The sequence below is a fragment of the Alkalibacterium sp. m-11 genome (assembly GCF_054658155.1).
Genome location: NZ_BAAGIR010000025.1, coordinates 1 through 24,431, shown reverse-complemented (window position 1 = coordinate 24,431; position 24,431 = coordinate 1). Strand labels below are relative to the sequence as shown.

Genomic DNA, 24,431 nt, shown 5'->3' with positions numbered 1-24,431 from the left:
CAAAAGTCAAGTAATAAGCATAAAAATGTGAAAAAATTTAAAAAAAGAAAATAAGTGGAGGGAAAACTCAAAAGAGAAAACCCTAAATCCACTTATATAGAGCATCTATAGTTTCCTAGGTGTCTCTAACTCTATAAGGAGTGAGGTATTAAATGAAGAAAATATTACTGACAGTAACCCCCTTTGTGGATTATCCAGGGTCTATTCCCAATGAATTCGTATCTCGGCATCTTGCGAGGCAGCTTATTGAAGAAGGCTTCGATGTCCACATACTTGCAAATAAATCGCAAAGTAAAAACTGGCCAAAAGAAGCTAAGGTCATAAATGGAAGCATTACGAAACCTGACGATACTCCTCTGGCATTTGAAAATATAGATGCAGTATTTCTCGCAGGAGCTATTCCGGAAACTGTTTACGAAGCTGTAAATATGGCTAAAGAAGCTGGTGTAAAGAAAATAGTAACATTATCTTCACATGGTCCTGAAATAGAAATTCAATTTCCCCCCGACAGCTGGTATTGGTTAGCTATTGATGTGGTAGTTGAGCGTTCGGAGATTAAACATACGCGTATTGTTCCTTCAAATATTATGGCTTCTACTCTGGTTGGAGACCATTATTCAGCTGGTAAAAGTTGGGCAGAACATATAAGAGAAGATAGCCTAATTCAAGAGCCATACGTTCATACAAAAGTCCCTCTGATCCATGAAGAAGATTTAGCATTCGTAATTTCTAAAGAACTTCAACAAGTCAATTTATCTAATAAAACACTGCATGTTTATGGGCATTCTATAAGCCCTTTGGAGCGCAAAAAAATCCTAAGTGAAGTATTAAATAAAGAAATAAAATTCAAAGAATTAACCTCAGATGAGGCTTTTGAATACTTCCGCCAGGAAGGGCTTGATGAGTATGAAATCTCTCACAGATTAGGAGTACTTGAATCCATTTCAAATAACCCAGTTGAATTTAACTCTGAAATTACAAATATTATTAATAGACCTCTAAAAACATATTCTCAATGGGTTAAAGAGCATACTTCATTCTTGAATGGATAAACATAAAATAAATGGAAGGGTAATCGCATAACAGCACCTAATGCCCCACGAACGAGGCGCGATTGTTGAAGATCACATCAGAAAATGATCTAACTTTTTTAACAGGGGTCAGGTTCATGATGGCATTCAGGATCGTCGTTTTACCGACCCCGTTCACGCCGACGAGACAGCTGATTTCTCCTTTTTCGATCGTAAAGGACACGCCGTTCAGGACTTTTTTCCGTCCGAACTGTTTATGGATATCTTTAACTTCGATCATTTTTAAGCCTTCTTTCTATTTGCAAGTTCCTGTTCGATCATGGGCATCAGTTCTTCAAGATCCATGTCGATAGGGTCTATAGCGGAAACGAAGCGAGTGATCGCCTGGTTCAGCCATTCTTTTTTCAACTGATTAAGCACATTCGGATCTTCACTGATCCGGCTGGGTTTATTCGGTTCTGTAAAGATCAATCTCTGTTCCTCCATTTCGCTGTAGGCCCGCTGAACGGTGTTCGGATTGATTTTAAGCTGATTGGCCAGCTGGCGCCTCGACGGCATTTCAACCCCAGGTTTCAGCTCACCTGAGACAATCTGTTTCTTTAGATGGGTCATGACCTGAAGATAGATAGGGTCACGCTTATTAAACGTTACACTCAAACTCAGGACTCCTTTCGACTGGTACTCATGAATCAATCCGTAGTGCTGGGATAGACGGCATGAGGGTAATGTACCGTGTGTACTAAGCAGGTAATACACTAGGTGTAAAAAAAGTAGAGCCGTCAGTTCTGGCTCACTGTTCAAAGTGTATTATATGCTTAATACAATTCAGGTGTCAACTATTTTTTTGCATTTATTTACAATGCCTATCCTTGCTCGTCACCTCGCACTTTTGATGTAGAAAAAAAGTCCCCGTCACTCAAAGGAGTAACAGAGACCGGTGAAGGCATTATTTACTTGACCGTGCTAATTTTCCGGATAGAATCGGTTTTTTTGACGCACCTGTCAGCTGACGTTTGAATGCGTAGTAGGATCCCAGTAGAGGGAACAGCGCTGCGACCCAGGCAAGCGGATTAGACAGCCCCACACCGACAAAGCCCAGTGACTGTGACAGAATCAGAGCAGCTCCGACACGTGCAAACAGCTCGAACAGTCCGGCAAGAGTTGGGGCAGTACTTTTACCTAATCCCTGAAGTGTATAGCGGTGAACGATCAGGATAGCCAGGAAGACATAGAATGTCGAGTTCGTCATGAAGTATAGGCGAGACATGTTAAGGATCTCGATATTTTCAGGTCCGACGAACAGCATAGCAATCTGTCGTCCGAAAATGACCAGCAGCGCACCGACTACAACACTGTAGCCTAATGTCACTTTCATTATTTTCTGTACACCTTCCCATACACGGTCCAGATTTCCGGCACCATAGTTCTGTGCGGTATAAGTGGCCATTGTGACACCGACAGCCATAAGAGGCTTGGTAGCCAGGGCATCGATTTTTTGAGCTGCAGTCGTTGCAGCAACAGCTTCAGGTCCAAGTGTGTTCAAAGTCATAGTAACAGCTATCATACCGATGGCAATAAGTGATGTCTGGAAGCCCATAGGGAAAGCAATAGAAGCATGTTCTTTGATCTGTCTGAATCCGGCAGTCCAGTCTTCTTTATGAATTCTGAACATAGGGACATTTTTTTGAATATAAACGAGACCGATCACGCCTGAAACGAACTGTGAGATGACTGTTGCCAGCCCGGCTCCTGCGACGCCCATATCGAAGACCAGGATGAAAACAAGGTCTAAAATAACATTCAGCACTGATGAAATGGCTAGAAAGACAAGTGGCGCTTTTGTATTTCCGATTGCTCTAAGCAGGTTGGATACCAAGTTGAAAAGAACAACTCCGCTTAGTCCCGCGAACATCATAGTCAGATAGTCATTAGCGTACCCGAACAGTTCCTGTGGTGTATTCATGAATTCTAGAATATTGCGTCGGAAAACAAGTGACAGAATGGTCAGCAAGACACTCACCGTACCTGCGATGATCACGCTGGCGGCAAGGTTTTCTCTGATCGCTTTTTCATCTTTTTTTCCGAAACGCTGGGCAGTCAGAACGGCCAGTCCGGAAGTTAATCCAATGGCCAGTCCCAAGACCAGAATGTTGATGCTGTTGGTTGACCCGACAGCAGCAAAGGCATTGACACCGATCGTCTGGCTGACAATGTACGTATCCGCCATCTGATACAGCTGCTGCAGTAAATTTCCTATTATTAATGGAAACGTGAAAAGTAAAATTAGTTTCAGTGGGTTTCCTTTAGTCATATCTTTGTTCATAAATAATTCCTCCTGTATAATGGCAAAACATGTTTAAAAGTGCTTATAGTAATTGTTTTCATCTGTTTTCCATTGATGAGTCTTTTGACTAGTATAGGTACTTATAAAAAATAAGCAAGGGATTAGGTCAGATAGTTGTGACAATTTGTTGAACACGTACAAAATGCCACAGTGACTGCGTTCTCATCGCTTTCATGGAAGGATTCGGGAATCTGCTTTAAATGTAGACGAATTATGAACCGGCCTTGCGATTAATCTGTCAGATGGATTAAGGAGCAGTAAAAGGAATTAAAGCGTTATGAAATTAGGAAAACACTCTCTTTTTTAAATGATTTTCAGTGTGTTATAATGATAACTGATGAATTCTGGAACAAGAGGCTGGGTAAAAGCCTCGATAGTCTGGTAAGATAACTGAATAACACAGTGAAATATAATGACTTTCAAGTCACACATACTAAAAATAGAATTGAAAAGACATGACATTAATGAAAAGAGTGAATAGGAATGAAGACTGATCATAAAGCGGTCGTTTTAGGGTGCAATTATTATATCGGGTTAAGCATCATCAGATGTCTAGGACAGCAGGGGATTCATGTAACAGGGGTCCACTATCAGGAAGAAGGCGCCTATGCATTTAAATCAAAGTATTTATCTGAGCGAGTGATTGCCCCTCACCATGAAAAAGAGGCAGAACAGTTCAAGAACTTTCTGATTGCATATGCTAAAAAGCAGACACACAAGCCAGTTTTGTATCCCACGGCAGACCCGTTTGTTCTGCTGATCGATAAATATTTTGATGAACTGAAAGAATACTACTTGTTCAACCAGACCCAGAAGGGCTTCTGGAGCGATATCATCGACAAGGACAAATTGTATCTGCTGGCGGCAGAGCATAATGTACGTGTACCGAAAAGCTTCAGCACAGATGATGAACACCTCATTGAAAAAGTCGAAAGCGAACTGGGATACCCATGCATCATCAAGCCGTTCGATTCGTCGACCTTCGTTTCTACATTCAGACGCAAGCTGTTTAAAATCAATAATAGAGAAGAGCTTCTTGAAAAGCTGGAAGCAGTGAAGGAAAAAAATATCGATGTCGCTGTCCAGCAGCTCATTCAGGGGTTCGACGATCATATGTATACCTTTGATGCTTACCTGAACCAGGATGCAAAAGTGACACACTGGCTGACAGCACAAAAGCAGAGGCAGTACCCGATCAACTTCGGTGCGTCTGTTTACATCAAGCAGACTCATGTACCGGAACTGGCAGAAATAGGCATTCCGTTCCTCGAAGGTATCGGCTATAAAGGTTTTGCGGAAATTGAGTTCAAGAAAGACGAGCAGACAGGAGAATATTACCTGATTGAAATCAATGCCCGGACCACGAACTTTAATCAGATGCTTGCAGAATTGGGCTTCAATATGCCGCTGCTGGCATACAAAGAACTGACAGGACAACCGATAGGAGAGCAGACTCTGGAGGAAACGACAGGATACGGCTTCCACTACATGTATGAAGACTTACATGCCACACGAGCATATCTGGCGTCCAAGCAGCTGTCAGTCGGTCAAATTGCTAAAACGTACACAGATAAACGAGTGGGAGCAATATGGGATCGTAAAGATCCAAGACCAGGATTCGCTTATCTAGGTGTTCTTTTGGGTAAAGTGAAGAAGAAGCTGTTTTAAGAAAAAGTGAGTGAGCTGTCAAGGATCAGCTTATTAAAAAGGAGAAACAATACATGCGCTTATCAGAATTACTTGAATCGATAACACTCATCGATTCTATAAATCAAAACGATGTTGAGATTGATAAAATAGCCTATCACTCTGGAGAGGTCGAGTCCGGCACATTGTTTGTCTGCATTAAAGGGTATCAGACTGATGGACATGAATATGCTACAAAAGCTGTGGAGCAAGGGGCTGCGGCTCTAGTTGTCGAACGTTTTATTCCTGATCTTGATGTCCCTCAATATAAGGTAGAAAACAGCCGTCAGGCTCTGGCTGCACTTGGGGACCGTTACTATGATCACCCATCGAAAGATTTCACAGTGATCGGAATAACAGCGACGAATGGAAAAACTTCTACTTCGTTCATGACCAATTCTATTTTGGAAGAGAACAAGCTGAATACTGGGCTTATCGGGACAGTCATGGTCAAGTACGGAAAAACTGTTGTACCGAGTGTGCTGACGACGCCTGAGTCTCTGGATCTTCATGGATATTTTGCAAAAATGAGACAGGAAAATATATCTCATGTCACTATGGAAGTATCTTCTTCGGCGCTGGACCTAAGTCGAGTAGGGAATGTGGATTTTGATATCGTGGCTCTGAACAATATCAGTCGGGAGCATATTGATTTACATGGCTCTTTTGAAGAGTACTATAATGCTAAAGCAAGTCTGATCAGAGAAGCCGGATCAGGTCAGTTTGCTGTTTTAAATCTTGATGATGACTATTCGGCATCCTTAATCAGTCAGACAGAGGCCTACGTAGTGACTTACGGCTTGAAAGATGATTCCGGGCACTTATACTGCTCAGATCTGGATATTGCGAGCGGGAGAGGCTCCTTTAGAGTGGAAGTTAGAAAACCGTTCAAGACGATCACGGGCAGGACGATTGAACAGACCAGTTTCAGAATAGACTTGTCTGTAGCAGGCTATCACTCTGTGTATAATGCAATGGCGGCGGTCACTATCGGTCTAATCAGTGGCGTGGACATTGAGACAATACAGTCCGGAATAAGCAATTTCAAAGGTGTTGAACGTCGATTCCAGTTCATATATGAAAATGATTTTAAGATCGTGGATGATCATTTTGCAAATGCAGGGAACATAGATGTTACCCTTGAGACTTTGACCAAGATGGATTACAAGACACTTCACATTGTTTATGCGATCAGAGGAAGCCGTGGTGTGACAACTAACCGTGAAAATGCTGAGGCTTTAGCTAAGTGGGCGCCTAAATTAGGTCTGGAAAAAGTTATTGTATCTCTGAGCGAATCCCATGTCATTGATAAAGATGATGTACTTCCTGAAGAGCTTGAAGCCTTTAAAGAAGAAATGGACAAAGTTGGTGTGGAAATCGAACTGCACAAGGAAATGCCGGATGCACTCCAGTCAAGTCTGAAGCAAGTACAGAAAGGGGATGTCATCCTTCTTGGCGGGGCACAGGGAATGGACTTTGGAGCCAAATATATTCTTCATCAGCTGGTTGAAATGAGACCGGAACTCGATAAAGAATCGGTGCTGAAGCCCTTGACTCAAAGAGTAGCTGGAATAGATGAATCCTTCCTTGATAAGGAACGTAAATAGTAAAGCATTGAGGGTTAGTGAATCCCTTCATCAGGAGCATACAAAAAAACCGAAAGAACCTTTGTACATTGGACAAAAGATCTTTCGGTTTTGCTTTATACACTGGAAATTAATTCCTACTGGTGAATTATTTTAATTTTGAGGAAGCAAAAGTCGTTTCCAGATCTGACATGTCGTTTTCTTCTTCCAGAGTGATGGCCATGCGACCGGACAAGGTTCGTTTAGTTGAGCGGTATGCCATTACCAGAGGAACGAAGGCCGCAAACCAGGCCAGCGGATTGGCAATGGCAGCACCTATGAAACCTAGCGGGATGGACAGGAAGGCTGCTGCACCTATACGCGCCAGTAGTTCACCTATACCGGCAACAGTAGGAGCCAGGCTGTTTCCAAGTCCTTGAAGCGTGTGTCTGTATATGAAAAGAACAGACAGGACAGCATACAATGTAGAATTCGACAGGAAATAGAACTGAATCATGCGTAAAACTTCCGCAGGGGCATCAACACCGACGAACAAGGTTGCCAGATTTCGTCCCCATATCATCAGTAGAATACCGATCACGATACTGTAGACGACACTCATTTTTACAGCTTTATCGACACCGTACCAGACACGATTCAGTTTTCTGGCACCGTAGTTCTGAGCGGCATAGGTGGACATCGTCACCCCGAAGGACTGCAGGGGAAGGACAGCAACAGCATCGATTTTTTGAGCAGCTGTATAGGCAGCCACTGCAGTAGCTCCCAGCTGGTTCAATGTGATGGTGATTGCCACAGAACCGATTGCGATAATCGAATACTGAAAACCGTAAGGCAGACCGATTCGTAGATGCTCTTTAAATTCTGCAGCACTGAGTTTCCAGTCTTCCTTATGAATTCTGAGAATGGGCACTTTCTTCCATATATAAAGCAGACATAGCACACTTGAGGTGATCTGAGCAGTTACCGTCGCCAGAGCAGCCCCTCTGATACCGAGATCGAACACCAGGATATAGGTATAATCCAGAATGATGTTCAGAAGAGAAGTAATGATAAGAAAATAAAGCGGTGTTCGGCTGTCACCAATGGCACGCAGAAGATTGGCCAGATAGTTGAACATGATCACTGCACCGATTCCTCTGAACAGGACATTCAGATAATCGTAGGCATACGCATAGGTTTCTTCAGGCGTCTGCATGATCGTAAGTATTTCTTCAGTAAAAGTCGTCGTCAGTATAGTCAGTACCACAGCGATAGTTACACTGATTATCAGGCTGGTTGCCAGATTCTGTCTCAGGCTTTTTTCATCTTTACGACCGAAACGTTGAGCGGTGATCACCGCCAGCCCGGCTGTAATCCCGATCGCCAGTCCAAGTATCAGAAACTGGAGACTGAGAGTTGAGCCAATGGCAGAAAATGCCGTGACTCCGATCGTCTGACTCACGATGAAGGCATCCGCCATATTATAGAGCTGCTGAAATAAATTACCGATTAATAAAGGGATCATAAATCCAATAATCAGTTTCACCGGATTTTCCTGGGTCATGTCTTTTTTCACATGTCATCCTCCTAGCTGTAAATGAACAGCGCATGACAAAGTGTCACTTTTTACGCGTCATCGATTCCGTATAATTAAATTAAGTACCCAGTAATTATAGCCAGAAAAAATATAATTACAATAGAAAGCGACAAAATAATTTAAAATATGTAGGGACCTTTAAAGTTAAGCGGATAAAGCAACTTAGGTATGAATGTATGAAAGATTTTGCTATACTCGTTTTGACCATATAATTAGTAAGCTGATAATATCTGTATGACCATAAAGCCACGGTACATAGGATCACAGAAGTAGCAGCACAAATAACTTAAGAAGTGCAAGTAGCAAGTATATTATAGAAGAAGAGGGATCCGTCAATGAATGAACGAATAACTAAATCGATAAAAGCAGATAGCCTGCGTGCACTGAAAAAACTCATAAATATTCCGTCTGTCAATACAACCAACGGGAATGAACGATCTTTTCCTCCTTTTGGAAAAGGCATCGATGCAGCTTTGAAAGAAACGCTCAACATTTGTGACAAGCTGGGGATGGATACCTTCTATGATCCTGAGGGCTTCTACGGCTATGCAGATTATGGAGACGGTGAAGAGACGTTAGGTATTCTCTGCCATTTGGATGTCGTGCCTGAAGGAGACAAAGAAAAATGGGATAGTGATCCGTTTACAGCAACAGAGCAGGATGGTGCGGTCTACGGCAGGGGAACTCAAGACGATAAAGGTCCGACGATTGCTGCTTTATATGCATTGAAAGCTCTTATCGATGCTGAAGAGACCTTCAGCAGAAAAGTCCGCTTTATTTTCGGAACTGATGAAGAAACCTTGTGGCGATGCATGAAAATGTACAAAGCGCATGAAACGATGCCGGACCTTGGATTTGTGCCTGACGGGACCTTTCCTCTTACTTATGCGGAAAAAGCGTTGCTTCAAGTCACTCTGACTGGACCTGGTGCAGCAAAAATGGAGGTCCACTGCGGAGAATCACCAAATGTTGTACCGGATACTGCTGAGTATTCGGATGGTCAAGTCGACCAGCTTTCTGCAGTGTTTGATCAGATGGATGTGCCTTACACAGTAGAAGATAATAGAATCATTGTACATGGGAAAAGTGTGCACGCGAGTCAGGCTCAGGATGGAAAAAACGCGATCGCCCTTCTCGCAAAAGGACTGGTAGGTTTCCAGCCTCATCCGGCAGTCTCATTCATCGGAGAAAAAATAGGAGTGGAAACAAACGGCTTCACTCTGTTCGGAGAAGTTAGAGATGATATCTCCGGCGAGCTCACGCTCAACGTCGGTAAGCTTGAAATCAATGATAATTATTCTGAAGTGGTGCTGGATATACGTATCCCCGTCACGCACGATAAGCAGAGAATCGAAACAGCGTTGAAGGAAGCCGTAGAATTATACGGCCTAGAATACAAGGAATTCGATTATTTGCCGTCTCTCCATGTCCCAGTTGAAAGTGACCTGGTTCAGACCTTGCTCGACCTTTATAAAGACAAAACAGGTGATGATTCAGAACCGACGTCAACTGGAGGAGCGACTTATGCAAGAGCGATGCCTAACATGGTTGCTTTCGGCGCTCATTTCCCGGGGCAGGAAAGTCTGGCCCATCAGGAAAATGAGCATATTACTCTGGACGACTTCTATACTGCCATGGATATTTATTCAGAAGCGATTTTTCGTCTAGCTTGTGTGAACTGACTAGACTTAAAATTTATTGACAATCAGATTACAGTTTGACTTTTTTTGGGACATATCGCTTTCTCTCGTTTTATAATGATACTATAATAATATTACGTTTTTAGTTGTATGTTTTTGTAATTTTATTATATTATTGCACGGTTTCAGGTCTGGAGTGTTTAAAATGAGTGAAAAATCGATTTATCTGCCTCTTCAGAATATAGAGGTTAATGCCAATACATTAAAAATTATAGCAATAGTCGCTATGTTCGTTGACCATTTTTCTCGCCTTGTCACTGAATTCGGCAGCTCCGAACGCTGGATTGCCCATCTAGCGGGAAGGCTGGCTGCGCCCTTGATCTGTTATTTAATAGCTGAAGGGCATCATTATACATCAAACAAAAAGAGATACATTTTCAGGCTGTTTATTTTTGCAATCGTTTCTCATGTGCCATATAACTTGTACTTTGGACTTGGAATGTTCAGCGCTACAAGTGTAATCTGGACTCTCATGCTGGGAGTCATTGCACTAGCCGTGATAACAAAAGAGGATTGGAATGTATTAGTGAGAATGACTCTTCTGGGCATGGTCTTTATTTTCTCGATGCCTTCCAACTGGCACTATATCGGGGTTTTGTGGATCATTGTTTTTGGTCTCTTCAGGGAGTATCCTAAACTGAAAGTTGTTATCTTTGTGCTAGTTGCACTAGTTTTTTACATTCTACCCGGACTGCAGGACATGGGTCTCTATGCCAGCTACCGGTTCGGGGTACTGCTGACCATTCCTTTTTTTTGGTGGTACAACAATAAACCTGGCATGCGTAATGCCTTTACTAAATGGGGATTCTACTGGTTCTATCCCCTTCATCTGCTGCTGCTTTTTGCAATCAGACTGCTGATGGGATGACCAAAGTCAATGTCTATAGTCAGGACGAGCTGGACCCGATGCCTAAAAATGGGAAATAGGAGTTTAGAATTTGAACAGAAAAGAAACCGTATTGAAAACTGTTATCGCACTTCTAAGCTTGCTGATAGTAGCCGGAATAGTTTTCCTGATAAGCAGAACACTTAGTACGAACGATGTTGAGGAGGAAGAACAGGAAAGGCAGAGAGAACAAGTTGTAGAAGATCCTGTGGACACACCCCCTTCACTTCCTATATTCTATAATGATGTGTTTGAACTGCCTGTAATTGGAGCAGCCGGCTATACATCAATAGAAGAAGATCTATACGGGGCGCCGGACCCCACCTCTGAAATTTTTGCTGTTCTGCTGCCTGGAACGCCCTTTGAAATAAGAGCGGAATATGAAGACTGGTGGATGATCAGAACGGAAAACGAGGAAGGCTGGATCAGACACCAGGCAGCATTTATCAATATGCCTGATATTGCCCCCTCGATTGTCTATGATCATGCAAACAGCTATTCCTCGCTATTCATGTCTTCCTATATTGAGATCCCGGATGTCACTGGAGAGTCGATCAGTAATATGATCGACTTCAACGACCGTCTGAACAGAGAAGAATTTATATTTCCAATTTTATACAGTACGGCGCAGAAACTGTTTCAGGCTCAGCAGCTTGCTATGCTGAATGGAGAAACACTCGTCCTTTATGAGTCATTTCGTTCACAAGAAAACAGTGTGCTGGTCAGAGAATCTCTGGTAGAACTTATTGAAGAAAATGAAGAAGTAGGAGCGGGTGTGACAGAGGCACCTTGGAGTATCGGCTGGTTCATTCATTCAGGTATCTCCAATCATAACCGGGGAGCAGCTGTAGATATCAGTCTGGCTCAGGTGAACGAGGTTTCTGAGCGTGTAGTTGGGGATTACCTGTTTATGGAAGTGACTGATTATACTGAGTACGAGATGCACACCCCGATGCACGAATTGAGTGTCGATTCAGCTATTTTTGAGGAACCGATAAGCTCGTTGGATCGGGATGGATGGCGTGAACTGGACATTCATCCTGATGCGTCTGAGCATGCTGTGAGGCTGCAGGAATATATGGTTGGAGGAGGATTCACTCCTCTTGCTTCAGAATGGTGGCATTTCAATGACCTGGATATTCTTGAACTACTAGGTCCGGATGCCAGTACAGGAGATTTCGATATCAGTCGGACAATCAATAGTCAGCCTAAATGGCAGGATGTGCAGGAAAATATTGATTGAGACTGCTGGTTTTGAGTACAAACAATTTAGAAGGCCAGTAAAAACAGGTGAAATGAAAATCTGAAGTCAGTTCCCAAATACTAGTTAATGAAAAGAGTGAAACTAATTATATGGAACCAAATGTAATCGGTGTGCTGGGAGGGATGGGCCCGCTTGCTACAGCCAGTTTCTTTAGAAAAATCATCGAAGAAACCGAGGTCACTAAAGATCAGGATCATTATCGTGTGATTATTGACAGTAATCCGAAAATACCTGACCGAACAAAAGCCATTCTGTACGGGGGAGAATCTCCTCTATCTGAAATGATAAATACAGCACAGAATCTTGAAAAATCTGGGGCCACTGTACTGGCTATGCCTTGCATTACAGCGCACTACTTTCATGAAGAAATACAGAAGCATGTTTCCATTCCCTTTTATCATGTCCTTCAAGGATTAGATGAGTATTTAGCGGATAACTTTGCTTCTGTTACTAAAATAGGCGTGCTTTCTACAACAGCAACGAAAGAAACAGAACTTTTTCAAACGTACATTAAAAGCAAATCCGTTCTATTCCCCGATCAGTCGGTACAGGAAGAGAAAGTCATGCGGGCAATTTTCGGTGAGAACGGAATCAAACAGGGAAACAACGGCGAGTATCCAAAACAGTTGCTTAAAGAAGCAGCGGATCAGCTGATCGATGAGATGGGCTGCGAGCTGATCATTGGGGGATGCACAGAAGTGGAACTGGTCCTGGGATCAGACGATCTGAGTGTGCCTTTCATCGATCCGATGAGAGCGGCAGCGAGGATGCTGACAGGAAGATAAAAAACAAATCGTAGAATGCTGTAGTGATAATACACGTCTGCGTAAGAGTATAGGTAAATTAAGGAGATCTTAAAGTGAAATGGAGAGAAATAATACATCAGATTGAAGGTATCGAAACAGATGATGATCTGAATACTATTGAAATAGCAGGAATCAATGAACGGGCAGACAGAATAAGCGAAGGAGAAATTTTTGTCGCCATCAAAGGATTTCAGAAAGATGGACATGATTTCATTGACCAGGCTATTGATAATGGGGCAGCTATGATCATCGGGCAGAAACCTGTGACGGGGTTATCTGTCCCGTATGTTCAGGTGGAAGATTCCAGAAAAATGCTCGGAACACTGGCTGCAAGTTATTATGGCTATCCTTCAAGAAGTAAGTTAGTGATTGGAGTGACCGGAACGAATGGTAAAACTACGACGGGGCTCTTCACTACGCATCTGCTGAGAAAAGCAGGTTATACGGTCTCCTTCTTTGGAACGGTATTTAATGAAGTGAACGGCAGACGGGTGGACAGTTCATTAACTACTCCAAGCGCTTCGGAAATTCAGAAATTTCTGGCTGAATCAGATGACGAAACAGTCGTAATAGAGGTGTCTTCACAAGGTCTGCAGCAGCACCGGATGGAAGGAATGCTCTTCGATTATGGTCTGTTCACCAATCTCCAGCATGACCATCTGGACTATCATAAAACAATCGAAGAGTACTTTTCAGCAAAAAAGAAGCTGTTTTCATTTCTTAAACCCGGAGGGAAAGCTGTCATCAATATCGAAGACACATGGGGGAAAACTCTGAAAGACCTTCTTCTCGAAGAGGACATAGAGGTTCTGACAGTAGGAGAGTCAGATGAGGAGAACACTCATTTTACATTCCGTGCTGAAGGAGAGAGCGAACTCCTGATGGATGGGAAGACAGTTAAAGTGGATGCGCCGTTACCAGGCAAGCACAATCTGCTCAACTTAGCCATGGCAGGAACTGTAGTGAAAGATATAGGACATGATATCAGTAATCTGAATGAAATGATCAAAGACCTCGAGCCTATTCCAGGACGGTTTGAAGTGTATACAATAAAGGATGACGTCAAGGCGATCATTGACTATGCGCATACGGCTGAAGCGCTAGAGGCAGTCTTATCAACATGCAGGAGCTTGTATCCTGATCATAGAATATGCCATATTTTTGGCTTCAGAGGCAGTCGTGATCATTCCAAACGTGAGAAAATGTTCGATGCGTCCGTTTCAGGAAGCGACTGCACTCTTATGACACTGGATGATCTGAATGAAGAACCGGAAGAGATCATGAAAAACAGCTATATGAAGCTGGCACTGAAGCATCCTGAAGATAAAGTGAAGGTAATCATGGACCGGACGATGGCCGTCAAACAAGTCATTGACGAAGCAGAAGAAAAGACGCTTATTATTCTTACAGGAAAAGGACATGAAAAGTACACAAGCACCTTTAACCTCTCCACCCATACGGATAAAGAGACAATCGACTACTTTGTAGACTATTATTCATTTTAAACTGAGAGTTTATCTTTCCATCACAGGTCAGTTGACCAGGGTAAGGTAAACTTTTTTTCTATGCCTTTCTGGGATGAGTGTTGAAGTTGGTCTGTCTGGAAGGGGGGGTAATACAGACTGGGTACGGGCTAGCAGTGGAACTCGAAGAAGAGACGAACCTGAGTTGAGGAGCAAACGCGATAGCCCCGGAACTCGAATGGAAAATCGTAACTGAGTTCAAATGCAATCACTTTATGCTTTAAGTTTGAGAGGAGAGAACCCGTTAAAACGGGTTTTGACTACTTAATGAAACAGAGTAATCCTAAAAATAACTAATCTCTGGACATTATATATCTGAAAACAGATCAGCTACTAAAGATTATAAGAGAGGTAAAAAAAACCTTGACATCTATAGACTACAATTGTAAACTATAAATACGAACCAACGTTTACAATTGTAATCATAGGAGGGGTAAGATGAAGGACATACAAATTTCCCCGTCAGAATGGGAAGTAATGAGAGTCGTCTGGACGACGCATCCCATTACAAGCAAGGAAATCAGCCGTATCCTCAATGAAAAGAAAGACTGGAAACTAGCTACTACAAAGACACTTATTGGACGTCTGGTGAAAAAAGGGATGCTGACAACGGCGCAGAACGGTCGTCAGTACGACTACTCGCCAGCTGTTACAGAAGATGAAAGTCTGAAGGAAGCATCAGAGCATCTATTGAACCAGGTCTGTACTAGAAAAGTAGGCGAGCTTATCGAAATGATGCTTGAGAGCAGAACACTTAGCATTAAGGACCTGGAATCGCTGGAAAAAATTATTCAAATGAAAAAAGAGAATGCTCCTGAAGTGGTAGCCTGTGGATGCATTACCGGCCAGTGTACATGTAGTTAAAAGAGTGAGCGAGAAATAAGACAACTGGATAGTTGCGCTCGTTTCATTAAGAACAAAACCGAATCAGGAGGAGAAAATAATGGATTTAAAATCATATCCGGTCGAAGGCATGACCTGTGCGTCATGTGCCTCGACTGTAGAGAAGACGGCTAGAAAGGTCTCAGGTGTCGTCGAAGCATCAGTCAATCTGGCTTCCGAAAAACTGACTGTAAAGGTAGATGAAACAAGCTTTGATCCGAAAGAACTGGAACAGGAGATCGATGCATCTGGTTATACTGTAGTCATGCCTCAGGCTGTCAACGCAACCTTTAATATCGAAGGGATGACCTGTGCCTCATGTTCTGCGACCGTAGAAAAAACGGCATCCAGACTTGAAGGGATGGTTTCGGCGTCAGTCAATCTGGCCTCAGAAAAAATGAATGTCACATACAATCCGCTTAAACTTTCTGTGAGAGACATAGAAGATGCGATCAATCAGACGGGATACAAAGCTATCCCGAAAGAAGAGGATGAAGTAGAGGTAGACGGACCTACAGAAGAAGCGAGTGAGTCGAAAGAAGAGGTGCTCAAGCGTCGAGTCATCTGGACTGCTATTTTTACCGTACCACTTTTTTACGTATCAATGGCTCCGATGATCGGCATCATGCTTCCAGGACCGATCGATCACATGGCTAATCCGATTCCTTACGCTCTGCTTCAGTTGATCTTGACGATTCCTGTGATGTGGCTGAGTCGTTCGTATTTTGAGCAAGGGTTCAAAACCTTATCGAAAGGACATCCTAACATGAACTCCTTGATCTCGCTTGGGACGGTAGCTGCCTTCGTATATAGTGTAGCTGCCACTTATGCAATCATAGTGGATGGAGCAGATCTGGCGATGATGCTGTACTACGAGACAGCGGCTGTGATTCTGGCGTTCCATACACTGGGCATGTATCTGGAAGAGCGCTCCAAAGGGAGAATGTCTGAGGCGATCCAGAAGCTGATGGATCTGGCACCGAAGACAGCCCGCATCGTTCATAATGGCGAAGAAGAGGAAGTGGCGGTCGAAAGCGTCTCTCCAGGAGATATTGTCCGCGTTCGTCCGGGAGAGAAAATGCCTGTAGATGGTGTGATCATAAAAGGGAGGACATCCGTAGATGAATCCATGCTGACAGGGGAGAGCATGCCAGTTGAAAAGAGTGAAGGGGACGACATCATCGGTGCCAGCATGAATAAGAACGGATCGATTGATTATCGGGCAACTAAAGTTGGAAAAGATACCACCTTGTCCCAGATCATAAAGCTGGTCGAAGAAGCTCAAGGGTCAAAGGCGCCTATTGCCAAATTGGCTGATATTATTACCGGCTATTTTGTACCGATCGTTATGGTCCTGGCCCTCATTTCCGGGTTGGTATGGCTTGTAGCTGGCCAGAGCTTTATTTTTGCTCTGACTATTCTAATTTCCGTTCTGGTTATTGCCTGTCCATGTGCTTTGGGTCTGGCGACTCCAACTGCAATCATGGTCGGAACGGGTAAAGGAGCGGAACATGGGGTGCTGATCAAGAGCGGGGATGCACTGGAAACGATTCATAATGTCCAGACTATTGTCTTCGACAAGACTGGGACGTTGACTGAAGGAAAACCTGTTGTGACGGATGTCTTCGTTACTGAAGGCACTGACTGGTCAGAAGAAGACCTGTTAGCTTTGGCAGCTTCTGCAGAAAAAGGCAGTGAGCATCCATTAGGTGAAGCAATAGTTAAGGAAGCAGAAGAAAAGAACCTGAAGCTGCAGGAGGCGACTGATTTTGAAGCCATTCCGGGTCAGGGACTGACAGCTGAAGTGGACGGCATACGCCTTTATTTCGGGAACAAAAAATTGATGACGGAACAGTCTTTCGAGTATAATCAGATTGAAGCACAGGCAGATACTTTTGCGGATGAAGGAAAAACACCGATGTATCTGGCAGTCAACGGAAAGATTGCAGGGATTATCGCTGTCGCAGATACACTAAAAGAAAATAGTGTGAAAACAGTCCAGTTACTTCAGAAGCAAGGAATCGAAGTAGCGATGATCACAGGTGACAACACTCGTACCGCTAATGCAGTGGCTCAACTTGCCGGTATCGACCGTGTACTGAGTGATGTGCTTCCGGAAGACAAAGCCAATGAGGTGAAAAAACTTCAGGATGAAGGAAAGAAAGTAGCCATGGTCGGGGATGGTATCAATGATGCACCGGCGCTGGCTCAGGCCGATATCGGTATTGCAATCGGTTCTGGAACGGATGTTGCTGTAGAGTCTGCCGATGTCGTTCTGATGAGAAGCGATGTAAAAGAAGTGCTGACGGCTATTGAACTAAGTAAGGAAACATTGAAGAATATCAAGCAGAACTTGTTCTGGGCTTTCGCCTATAACGTAATTGGTATTCCGATTGCCATGGGCCTGCTGTTCCTGCTGGGTGGTCCACTTCTCAATCCGGTATTTGCGGCAGCTGCTATGAGTTTCAGTTCTGTTTCAGTTCTGCTGAACGCCTTGAGACTTAAAAAGTTTGCACCAACTTGGACACAGGCTAGTTAATCAGTAAATCGTATAAATTTGAAGGAGAGATTATTTATGAAATATACAGCAATAGTAGAAGGCATGAACTGCAATGGCTGTGCGAATTCAGTAAAAGCTGCATTCACACAGGTCGAAGGGGTTCAGGAAGTACAAGTAAAACTGGATACCAAAGAAGCAGAAATCGTTTCCGGGACGGAAGTATCTGAAGAGAAGCTCAAAGAAGCTTTAGCTGATACCACATACACTGTTGTTTCTGTTACCTCTTAATAAAATAAAGTCTGAGGGCTGTCCATAAAGCGTCAATGTGGACAGCCTGTTTCTTTTTATAATATGAGAACACTTTCAAAAATGTTATTCTTTCAGTCAAAATTGCTTACAGATACTAAAAAATAGTGTATCATTAAATCATCTCTATCAGATTGATAAATGGAAAACTATAAGCTGAACTAAAACTAGATACTTTTAAAGAAGGTGAAAGAATGAAAAAAGGTAAAGCATACGTACCATTTAGATTCAAATTATCACCCATCAAAAAAATGGCTATGATTCATTTTCATAAAAATCCGGATAGTGAATATGAGGCCTTCGAACTTCATTATATTAGCGGAGAACCATGGGGGGAAGGGTTCAGAGTTCTTGCCTGGCGTACTGATGGATACAGAGACTCATATGTACAGGATACGTTGACTATTTCTGAAGACGAAGAGATCTTGTCTATAGGCGGTAAAGGTCTAAAGGAACGGTACACTGTGGAGTTTGATGAAGGCTATTTTGAACATGCCAACGGTCAGCTGGATGCCGGCTTTGTTTTCAACGACAAATTGGGGCGCCGTATCGTGCTCTATGTCGATGAAAGAGTTGACAAGGACACTAAACCATTGACCTGGCTCCCGTCTGTAGGGAATCATATCCAGGAGCCTCACTCTATGCCTCTCTTTTTCCTGTATAATTTTGACTTCGCCAGAAAAAGAGATACTGAAATTTTCCTGTCTATCGACGGACAGGTAGTCGAAGTCGATCCCTTTGCTTTTCCCAAAGACTTTCAGGCGCGTTATTATGTTGAATTCTCGACTGATTCGGTCGTTACGAATTTTAATGAAGCTGGAAGATATACTCTGGAACAGGTACAGATCGATGAGGATGGCATTGCTAGAGGTGAACATAATACCTATCTTTATGAAACAACGAAAAATGATTTATATAAACTTAAGCGTATCACCGTGGATCACGAAACTAATCCTGTAGAAGTAACCTTCGATCCGGCATTCCCTAATCATCAGGAAGTCAAAGAAGGCCGACCGATTTACGGGGAGTTCAAGATCGTTCCTTCAGGAGAAGCCGGGTTCTTGAAAGGGAAATACAATGTAGTCCATCAGCAGGGGAAAGCAGTCATCAATTTATCTTTTCCGGAAAACTGGAATACACCTAAAGGGGCAAACATTGAGCGTGTCATCAACAGCATGACGCCTAACATCAAGTCATGGTACCGCACGTATCAGTGTACACAGGTAGTTAAACTGGAAAATATGGATACAACGGTTCAATGGAAACGTATCGATCCGGATAGACGTACGCTTTATTGATCAGGCAAAAAGGGGAGACAGCTGACGCGATTGCCGGCTGTCTTTTTGACGTTTCTAGAGTCGTGAACAGAACCAGACGTGCCGGTCGACGAGTTTGAACAAAAAAAGTGTATAACCAGGATAAAAAATAATATAGGCTTACACTAAGAGGATATTAGCTATCAGGGTAATCAGATAGAAAGGAAAGATAATATGAAAATTTTAGTGACGGGATTTGATCCTTTTGGAGGAGAGAAAATAAATCCGGCATATGAAGCAGTCAGACGATTGGATTCGGGAATTGCAGGAGCTGAAATCATCACTATGGAACTGCCGACCGTGTTTCATAACTCTTCAGAAGTTCTCAGGGAAAAAATTGAAGAGACTGATCCGGATGTAATTCTCTGTGTCGGGCAGGCTGGAGGACGTTACAGTGTTACGCCCGAACGTGTAGCAATCAATATAGATGACGCCCGAATTCCAGATAATAAGAGCAATCAGCCGATCGACGAACCGATTCAGCCAGATGGACCGGCAGCTTATTTCAGCACGCTTCCTGTCAAAGCCATGGTAGAGAAAATGAGGCAGGCCGGTGTGCCGGCGAGTGTGTCAAACAGTGCCGGAACGTTTGTCTGCAATCATATCATGTATCAGCTGCTCCACATCATCGAAAAGGACTTTCCAGAAAAGACCGGGGGATTCGTCCATGTTCCCTTCATCCCGGAGCAGGTCGTAGACAAGCCGAATCTACCGTCTATGCATCTTGAAGATATTATCCGGGCATTAACTGTGGGAATCGAAGCGATCGTCATGTATCATGGTAAAGAGGATATGAAAGAAACGGGTGGGACGATTCACTAAAGAGAAGGAAGAGAAGGGTTCACTCTCTTCTCGTACATAAGCGGGAGAAGGTAAGTATGCTTACTGGAATTGGATTGCTATTATTATTTGGATACATAGGAGGGAAACTTGTCTCCAGGACTAAACTGCCGCCGTTGATAGGGATGCTTCTTGTCGGAATGGCTTTAGGACCATATGTCCTGGACTGGCTGGACAGCGATCTTTTGACCGTCTCTCAGGATATACGAACCTTTGCTCTGATCGTCCTCCTGCTGAGAGCCGGCTTGGGTATTAAAAAAGATCAAATCAAGCAGGTTGGAACGATCGCCTTGAAAATCAGCAGTATTCCCTGCTTTCTCGAAGGTTTGACCATAACTGCCTTGGCGTATTATCTGCTTAACTTTTCATTTGCTGAAGCCGGAATGCTCGGGTTCATTATAGCCGCTGTGTCCCCGGCAGTCGTTGTGCCGAGCATGCTCGATCTGAAAGAAAAAGAATACGGGGAAGACAAACAGGTTCCGACCTTGCTCCTTGCCGGGACATCAATTGATGATGTATTTGCCATTACCTTGTTTACCTTCTTTCTTGGACTGGGGACCAGTGGCCAGGATACATCGATTGCTTTTGAGCTGGCCTCCATTCCGTTCAGTATAATCGCAGGCATGATGGGTGGGGCAGTCATTGCTCTTCTGGCGACATTCCTGTTCAAGCAGTTCGATAAGAAATACGTCGAGAAACTATTGCTGCTTTTAGCTGCAGCGATTTTGTTTGTTGAATGGGGCGAGCATGTCGGGATTGCCAGTCTTCTAGGAGTCATGACGCTAGGCTTTATTCTGCTTGAACGCATCCCCAATCATACAGCTCACTTTACCCAGTCTCTAGCCGGGCTGTGGATCTTCCTGCAGATTTTACTTTTTGCACTGGTGGGTGCCGAAGTGAATATAGAGGTGGCTTTGGAAGCAGGGGTGACCGGTCTATTAATCATCGCACTTGGACTGGTTGGACGCAGCATCGGTGTCTGGTTTGCAACAATGAATACCCCACTTAATAAAAAGGAAAGACTGTTCTGCATGATTGCGTACACGCCTAAAGCTACTGTTCAAGCTGCCATGGGTGGGATCCCTCTGGCTATGGGTGCAAGTCAGGGCGCGACGATTCTAGCCTTGGCTGTCCTATCTATCATTGTCACAGCGCCACTTGGTGCAGCGGCGATTTATGCAACTGCTCCGAAACTGCTGACTAAAGGAAAAAATAAAAATTCAAAAAAGATTTGACAAAGTATTCTGAAGTAAGTATAGTAATAATCAAGTTCTTGAAAATGAGAAAAACAGAAGAAAACAGTGTGAAAAGAAAAGTACATTTAGGACGTCTTCTCAGAGAGCCTGTAGTGGTGGGAGCAGGTAAGAAAGAATAAATGGAAAATGGTCTTGGAATTGGAGCAGGTGATCCCGGTCGGGTAAGCGTGCTACGGGTTCACCCGTTATAGTGACGCAGTCTACAGGAGTAGTGAATCAACACTGACGCCCTGTGTACTGGCAGAGGCATGACTGGAGACGGTCATGCAAACTAAGGTGGTAACACGATAATCATTAATTATGAGTCGTCCTTAAAAGAGTCTTTGTATAAAGATTTTTTTAAGGACGTTTTTTTATACAATTAAATAGCTATATACTGCAATGAAGAGTAAAGTACACTTACAAGACAGCAACAACAGAGAGCCTGGGCAGGTGAGAGCAGGTTTGCTTGAGCAAGTGGAAAATGGACTCGAAGCAGGGTACCGAGTGTCGGATAAACAGAACATCAGACATAAGGCTGCCATGGGTGCGCCCACTACAGCGCCGAAGCATCGCCTTCATGGGGTGCTTTTAAAGGAATCAGTCGTAAGGCTGGTTTGAATCAAGGTGGTAACACGGGCTTTTCGTCCGTCCTTAAGATCAGTTTAACCTGGTCTTGGGGACGGACGTTTTTTTTTGAAATAAAGAGGGGGAGACAGATGATTGAGCTGAAAAATATAGACGTGACTTTTGAGGATAGAAAACAGACTGTAAAGGCGGTTCAGGATGTATCGTTGACCGTCGAAAAGGGCGATATTTACGGCATCGTCGGATACAGCGGAGCCGGAAAAAGTACGCTGGGACGAACTATAAACTTACTGGATCCGGTCAATGAGCAGTCCGATCCATACGTCAATATCATTGTTGCAAGAGAAGAAGATGCCGATAATCAAGCTTATCAGAAAGTAGTTGAAGCCTATCAGGCGGAAGACACCAAAGAAGTCATTGAAGAAACGTCCAAAGGCTCATCCGTACCTGCCTGGGATTAATCTGAAAAGTTTACGAGCGAGTTGAAAACCGTTATCTTAATGAGTGAAAGGAAGGATAAAAATGAGCAGTGTATTAACGGAAATATCAATCAGAGAAGACGTGCAGGCCGGAGCAGATGAGGTCATCGCACTGAGACGCTACTTCCACCAGTATCCTGAGGCGAGCTTAAAAGAGTATGAAACGATCAGACGAATCAAAGAAGAGCTGGATAAACTTGGTGTCCCATACGAATCAGTAGGAGAAACAGGTGCAATCGGAACGATTACAGGGCAGAAAGGGTCAGGAAAAACCATTCTTCTCCGTGCGGACATCGATGCGCTGGAGTTGGAAGACGCCAAAGAGAAGCCATACAAATCGAAAAATCCTGGCCTACATCATGCGTGTGGTCATGACGGACATACGGCAGCCCTTCTTGGCGCAGCGAAAATCCTTAAAAAACAGGCAGCTCACTTTTCAGGAACAGTCAAATTGGCTTTTCAGCAGGCTGAAGAAATAGGGGCAGGTGCCCGTCAATTTGTTAAAGGGGGATTCGTTGAAAACACTGATCAGGTATTCGGTCTTCATTTGGATTCCAGTGTCCCGGTCGGCAGTATCGTATCCGTTCCTGGAGCGACGAACGCGTCATGTGATATATTCAAGATCAATGTTCAGGGAAAAAGTGCACATGCTGCTCAGCCTGACAAAGGAGTGGATGCCTTGCTGGCTGCGGCTGCCATAACCGTTGAACTTCAAAGTATCGTAGGAAGGGAGATCAGCCCTCTGGATCACGCCGTTGTCGCGGTCGGGGTATTGAATGCAGGGACACGCTATAATATTGTAGCTAATCACGCTGAACTGGAAGGAACCGTGCGTACATTCAGTCATGAAACGAGACAGTTTGTACTGGAAGCAGTTGAGCGCGTTGCAAAGCATGTGGCTGAATCCCACAGGGCCTCGATTACGTTTGAAAACTATGATGCTGCAGCACCACTTATCAATGCTGAAGAGCCGGCAGCACGTGCGGCAAGGGTTGCTGCAGATATCGTCGGAGCAGAGCGGGTCATCACCAGTCAGCCGAAAAGTCTAGGGGCAGATGACTTTGCTGATTTCCTGGCAGAAGCCCCAGGAGTTTATGCCAGGGTAGGGACCAGGAATCTGGATGATCCGGATACCTGGTACGGCCATCATCATGAGCAATTCGATATAGATGAAAGAGGTCTGCCTTTAACGTAATTCCGAAAGAAGTCTCCCACTTCTAAGCGTATGGGTGCGAAGCACCAGTGAAAGTGGGAGATGAATTTCGGTCAAGCGATAGCTTGAAGTGGTTAATCTGTCCTTTTTGTTGTATACTTTATTCAGTGGTAATCAACAGAAAGGAAGTGACATCAATGGAATTGGACAACAACAATCATTCAGTCTTCTCGATGTATTACCACCTTGTCTTAGTTATAAAGTATCGAAGAAAAGTCATCACGCCCCCTGTTTCAGATTACGCCAAAGATATGTTTCTAAGAATTAGTACAAACTACAACATCACTCTCATCGAATGGAATGAAGATAGAGACCACATTCATATCCTGTTCAAAGCTCACCCTAACACAGAATTGTCCAAATTCATCAATGCCTACAAAAGCGCCAGTTCTCGACTCATTAAAAAGAACTTCCCAGAAGTAAAGCAGAAATTATGGAAAGAAATGTTTTGGTCGAGGAGTTTTTGCTTATTGACAACAGGCGGCGCTCCAATTGAAGTTATAAAAAAATACATTGAAAACCAAGGCGAAGTGAGGTGACAAATATGTTGAAAGCATACAAGTACAGATTATACCCAACCGAACAGCAAAAAGAATATTTTGCGAATTGTTTTGGCTGCGCCCGCTTCATCTACAACCAAATGCTCAGCGACAAAATCAACCACTACAAA

At 43.6% G+C, this 24,431-nt stretch carries 22 protein-coding genes, 2 pseudogenes and 1 other annotated feature; of the genes and pseudogenes, 20 read left to right on the top strand and 4 right to left on the bottom strand.

Annotated features, from left to right (window positions below):
* Positions 1–152: 152 nt before the first annotated feature.
* Positions 153–1,052, top strand: coding sequence for an SDR family oxidoreductase (locus ACYQ2O_RS04535; RefSeq protein ID WP_204669990.1), 900 nt, complete (start codon positions 153–155; stop codon positions 1,050–1,052).
* Between the two features lie 37 nt (positions 1,053–1,089).
* On the opposite strand, the gene ACYQ2O_RS04530 is transcribed toward ACYQ2O_RS04535, so the two are convergent.
* The 3 genes from ACYQ2O_RS04530 to ACYQ2O_RS04520 all read right to left on the bottom strand — a co-directional run bounded on the left by ACYQ2O_RS04530 (position 1,090) and on the right by ACYQ2O_RS04520 (position 3,354).
* Positions 1,090–1,311 carry an ATP-binding cassette domain-containing protein gene (locus tag ACYQ2O_RS04530; RefSeq protein ID WP_346025627.1) on the bottom strand — a complete coding sequence of 74 codons (222 nt, stop codon included), beginning with the start codon at positions 1,309–1,311 and terminating at the stop codon, positions 1,090–1,092.
* Between the two features lie 2 nt (positions 1,312–1,313).
* Positions 1,314–1,688 carry a GntR family transcriptional regulator gene (locus ACYQ2O_RS04525; RefSeq protein ID WP_346025626.1) on the bottom strand — a complete coding sequence of 125 codons (375 nt, stop codon included), beginning with the start codon at positions 1,686–1,688 and terminating at the stop codon, positions 1,314–1,316.
* 289 nt (positions 1,689–1,977) lie between these two features.
* On the bottom strand, positions 1,978–3,354 hold the full coding sequence (locus ACYQ2O_RS04520) for an MATE family efflux transporter (RefSeq protein ID WP_346025625.1): 1,377 nt from the start codon (positions 3,352–3,354) through the stop codon (positions 1,978–1,980).
* A 504-nt stretch (positions 3,355–3,858) separates the two neighbouring features.
* Here ACYQ2O_RS04520 and ACYQ2O_RS04515 point away from each other — a divergent pair.
* Both ACYQ2O_RS04515 and ACYQ2O_RS04510 read left to right on the top strand, forming a co-directional pair.
* Positions 3,859–5,043: a carboxylate--amine ligase gene (locus ACYQ2O_RS04515; RefSeq protein ID WP_346025624.1), complete on the top strand. Its 1,185-nt coding sequence runs from the start codon at positions 3,859–3,861 to the stop codon at positions 5,041–5,043.
* A gap of 53 nt (positions 5,044–5,096) precedes the next feature.
* Complete coding sequence (locus ACYQ2O_RS04510; RefSeq protein WP_346025623.1) at positions 5,097–6,668, top strand: Mur ligase family protein; 1,572 nt, start codon at positions 5,097–5,099, stop codon at positions 6,666–6,668.
* Positions 6,669–6,795: 127 nt separating this feature from the next.
* On the opposite strand, the gene ACYQ2O_RS04505 is transcribed toward ACYQ2O_RS04510, so the two are convergent.
* Complete coding sequence (locus ACYQ2O_RS04505; protein WP_346025622.1) at positions 6,796–8,202, bottom strand: MATE family efflux transporter; 1,407 nt, start codon at positions 8,200–8,202, stop codon at positions 6,796–6,798.
* Positions 8,203–8,558: 356 nt separating this feature from the next.
* Between ACYQ2O_RS04505 and ACYQ2O_RS04500 the strand changes: the two genes are divergently transcribed.
* From ACYQ2O_RS04500 to ACYQ2O_RS04420, 17 genes and pseudogenes are all read left to right on the top strand, one after another.
* Positions 8,559–9,905: a M20 family metallopeptidase gene (locus tag ACYQ2O_RS04500; protein WP_346025621.1), complete on the top strand. Its 1,347-nt coding sequence runs from the start codon at positions 8,559–8,561 to the stop codon at positions 9,903–9,905.
* 163 nt (positions 9,906–10,068) lie between these two features.
* Complete coding sequence (locus ACYQ2O_RS04495; RefSeq protein WP_346025620.1) at positions 10,069–10,791, top strand: TraX family protein; 723 nt, start codon at positions 10,069–10,071, stop codon at positions 10,789–10,791.
* 70 nt (positions 10,792–10,861) lie between these two features.
* Entirely contained in the window at positions 10,862–12,052 is a 1,191-nt protein-coding gene (locus ACYQ2O_RS04490) for an SH3 domain-containing protein (RefSeq protein WP_346025619.1), read from the top strand.
* Between the two features lie 110 nt (positions 12,053–12,162).
* Positions 12,163–12,858: a cysteate racemase gene (gene cuyB, locus ACYQ2O_RS04485; protein ID WP_346025618.1), complete on the top strand. Its 696-nt coding sequence runs from the start codon at positions 12,163–12,165 to the stop codon at positions 12,856–12,858.
* A 74-nt stretch (positions 12,859–12,932) separates the two neighbouring features.
* Complete coding sequence (locus tag ACYQ2O_RS04480) at positions 12,933–14,384, top strand: UDP-N-acetylmuramoyl-L-alanyl-D-glutamate--2,6-diaminopimelate ligase (protein WP_346025617.1); 1,452 nt, start codon at positions 12,933–12,935, stop codon at positions 14,382–14,384.
* A 456-nt stretch (positions 14,385–14,840) separates the two neighbouring features.
* Positions 14,841–15,266, top strand: coding sequence for a CopY/TcrY family copper transport repressor (locus ACYQ2O_RS04475; RefSeq protein ID WP_346025616.1), 426 nt, complete (start codon positions 14,841–14,843; stop codon positions 15,264–15,266).
* Positions 15,267–15,345: 79 nt separating this feature from the next.
* Entirely contained in the window at positions 15,346–17,823 is a 2,478-nt protein-coding gene (locus ACYQ2O_RS04470) for a heavy metal translocating P-type ATPase (RefSeq protein ID WP_346025615.1), read from the top strand.
* 36 nt (positions 17,824–17,859) lie between these two features.
* Positions 17,860–18,072 carry a heavy-metal-associated domain-containing protein gene (locus ACYQ2O_RS04465; RefSeq protein WP_091266442.1) on the top strand — a complete coding sequence of 71 codons (213 nt, stop codon included), beginning with the start codon at positions 17,860–17,862 and terminating at the stop codon, positions 18,070–18,072.
* Between the two features lie 212 nt (positions 18,073–18,284).
* The gene (locus tag ACYQ2O_RS04460; protein WP_091266445.1) at positions 18,285–19,388 is read left to right on the top strand and encodes a hypothetical protein; all 1,104 of its coding nucleotides are present in this window, start codon (positions 18,285–18,287) and stop codon (positions 19,386–19,388) included.
* Positions 19,389–19,580: 192 nt separating this feature from the next.
* Entirely contained in the window at positions 19,581–20,228 is a 648-nt protein-coding gene (pcp, locus tag ACYQ2O_RS04455) for a pyroglutamyl-peptidase I (protein ID WP_346025614.1), read from the top strand.
* Positions 20,229–20,284: 56 nt separating this feature from the next.
* Positions 20,285–21,481: a cation:proton antiporter gene (locus tag ACYQ2O_RS04450; RefSeq protein ID WP_346025613.1), complete on the top strand. Its 1,197-nt coding sequence runs from the start codon at positions 20,285–20,287 to the stop codon at positions 21,479–21,481.
* 60 nt (positions 21,482–21,541) lie between these two features.
* Positions 21,542–21,818 (top strand) — a binding site (T-box leader).
* Between the two features lie 128 nt (positions 21,819–21,946).
* A complete protein-coding gene (locus ACYQ2O_RS04445; RefSeq protein WP_459771106.1) occupies positions 21,947–22,102 on the top strand; it encodes a hypothetical protein in 156 nt (51 codons plus the stop codon).
* A 98-nt stretch (positions 22,103–22,200) separates the two neighbouring features.
* Positions 22,201–22,350 (top strand): annotated as a pseudogene (locus tag ACYQ2O_RS04440) (ATP-binding cassette domain-containing protein); the annotation flags it as partial.
* Between the two features lie 33 nt (positions 22,351–22,383).
* Positions 22,384–22,530: pseudogene (locus ACYQ2O_RS04435) on the top strand (MetQ/NlpA family ABC transporter substrate-binding protein); the annotation flags it as partial.
* A gap of 61 nt (positions 22,531–22,591) precedes the next feature.
* Complete coding sequence (locus ACYQ2O_RS04430; RefSeq protein ID WP_346025611.1) at positions 22,592–23,743, top strand: amidohydrolase; 1,152 nt, start codon at positions 22,592–22,594, stop codon at positions 23,741–23,743.
* 155 nt (positions 23,744–23,898) lie between these two features.
* Positions 23,899–24,300 (top strand): IS200/IS605 family transposase, encoded by a 402-nt coding sequence (gene tnpA / locus ACYQ2O_RS04425; protein ID WP_459796088.1) that lies wholly within the window; start codon positions 23,899–23,901, stop codon positions 24,298–24,300.
* Between the two features lie 5 nt (positions 24,301–24,305).
* Positions 24,306–24,431: helix-turn-helix domain-containing protein (locus ACYQ2O_RS04420; RefSeq protein ID WP_459783892.1), on the top strand; the 126-nt coding region annotated here is incomplete at its 3' end.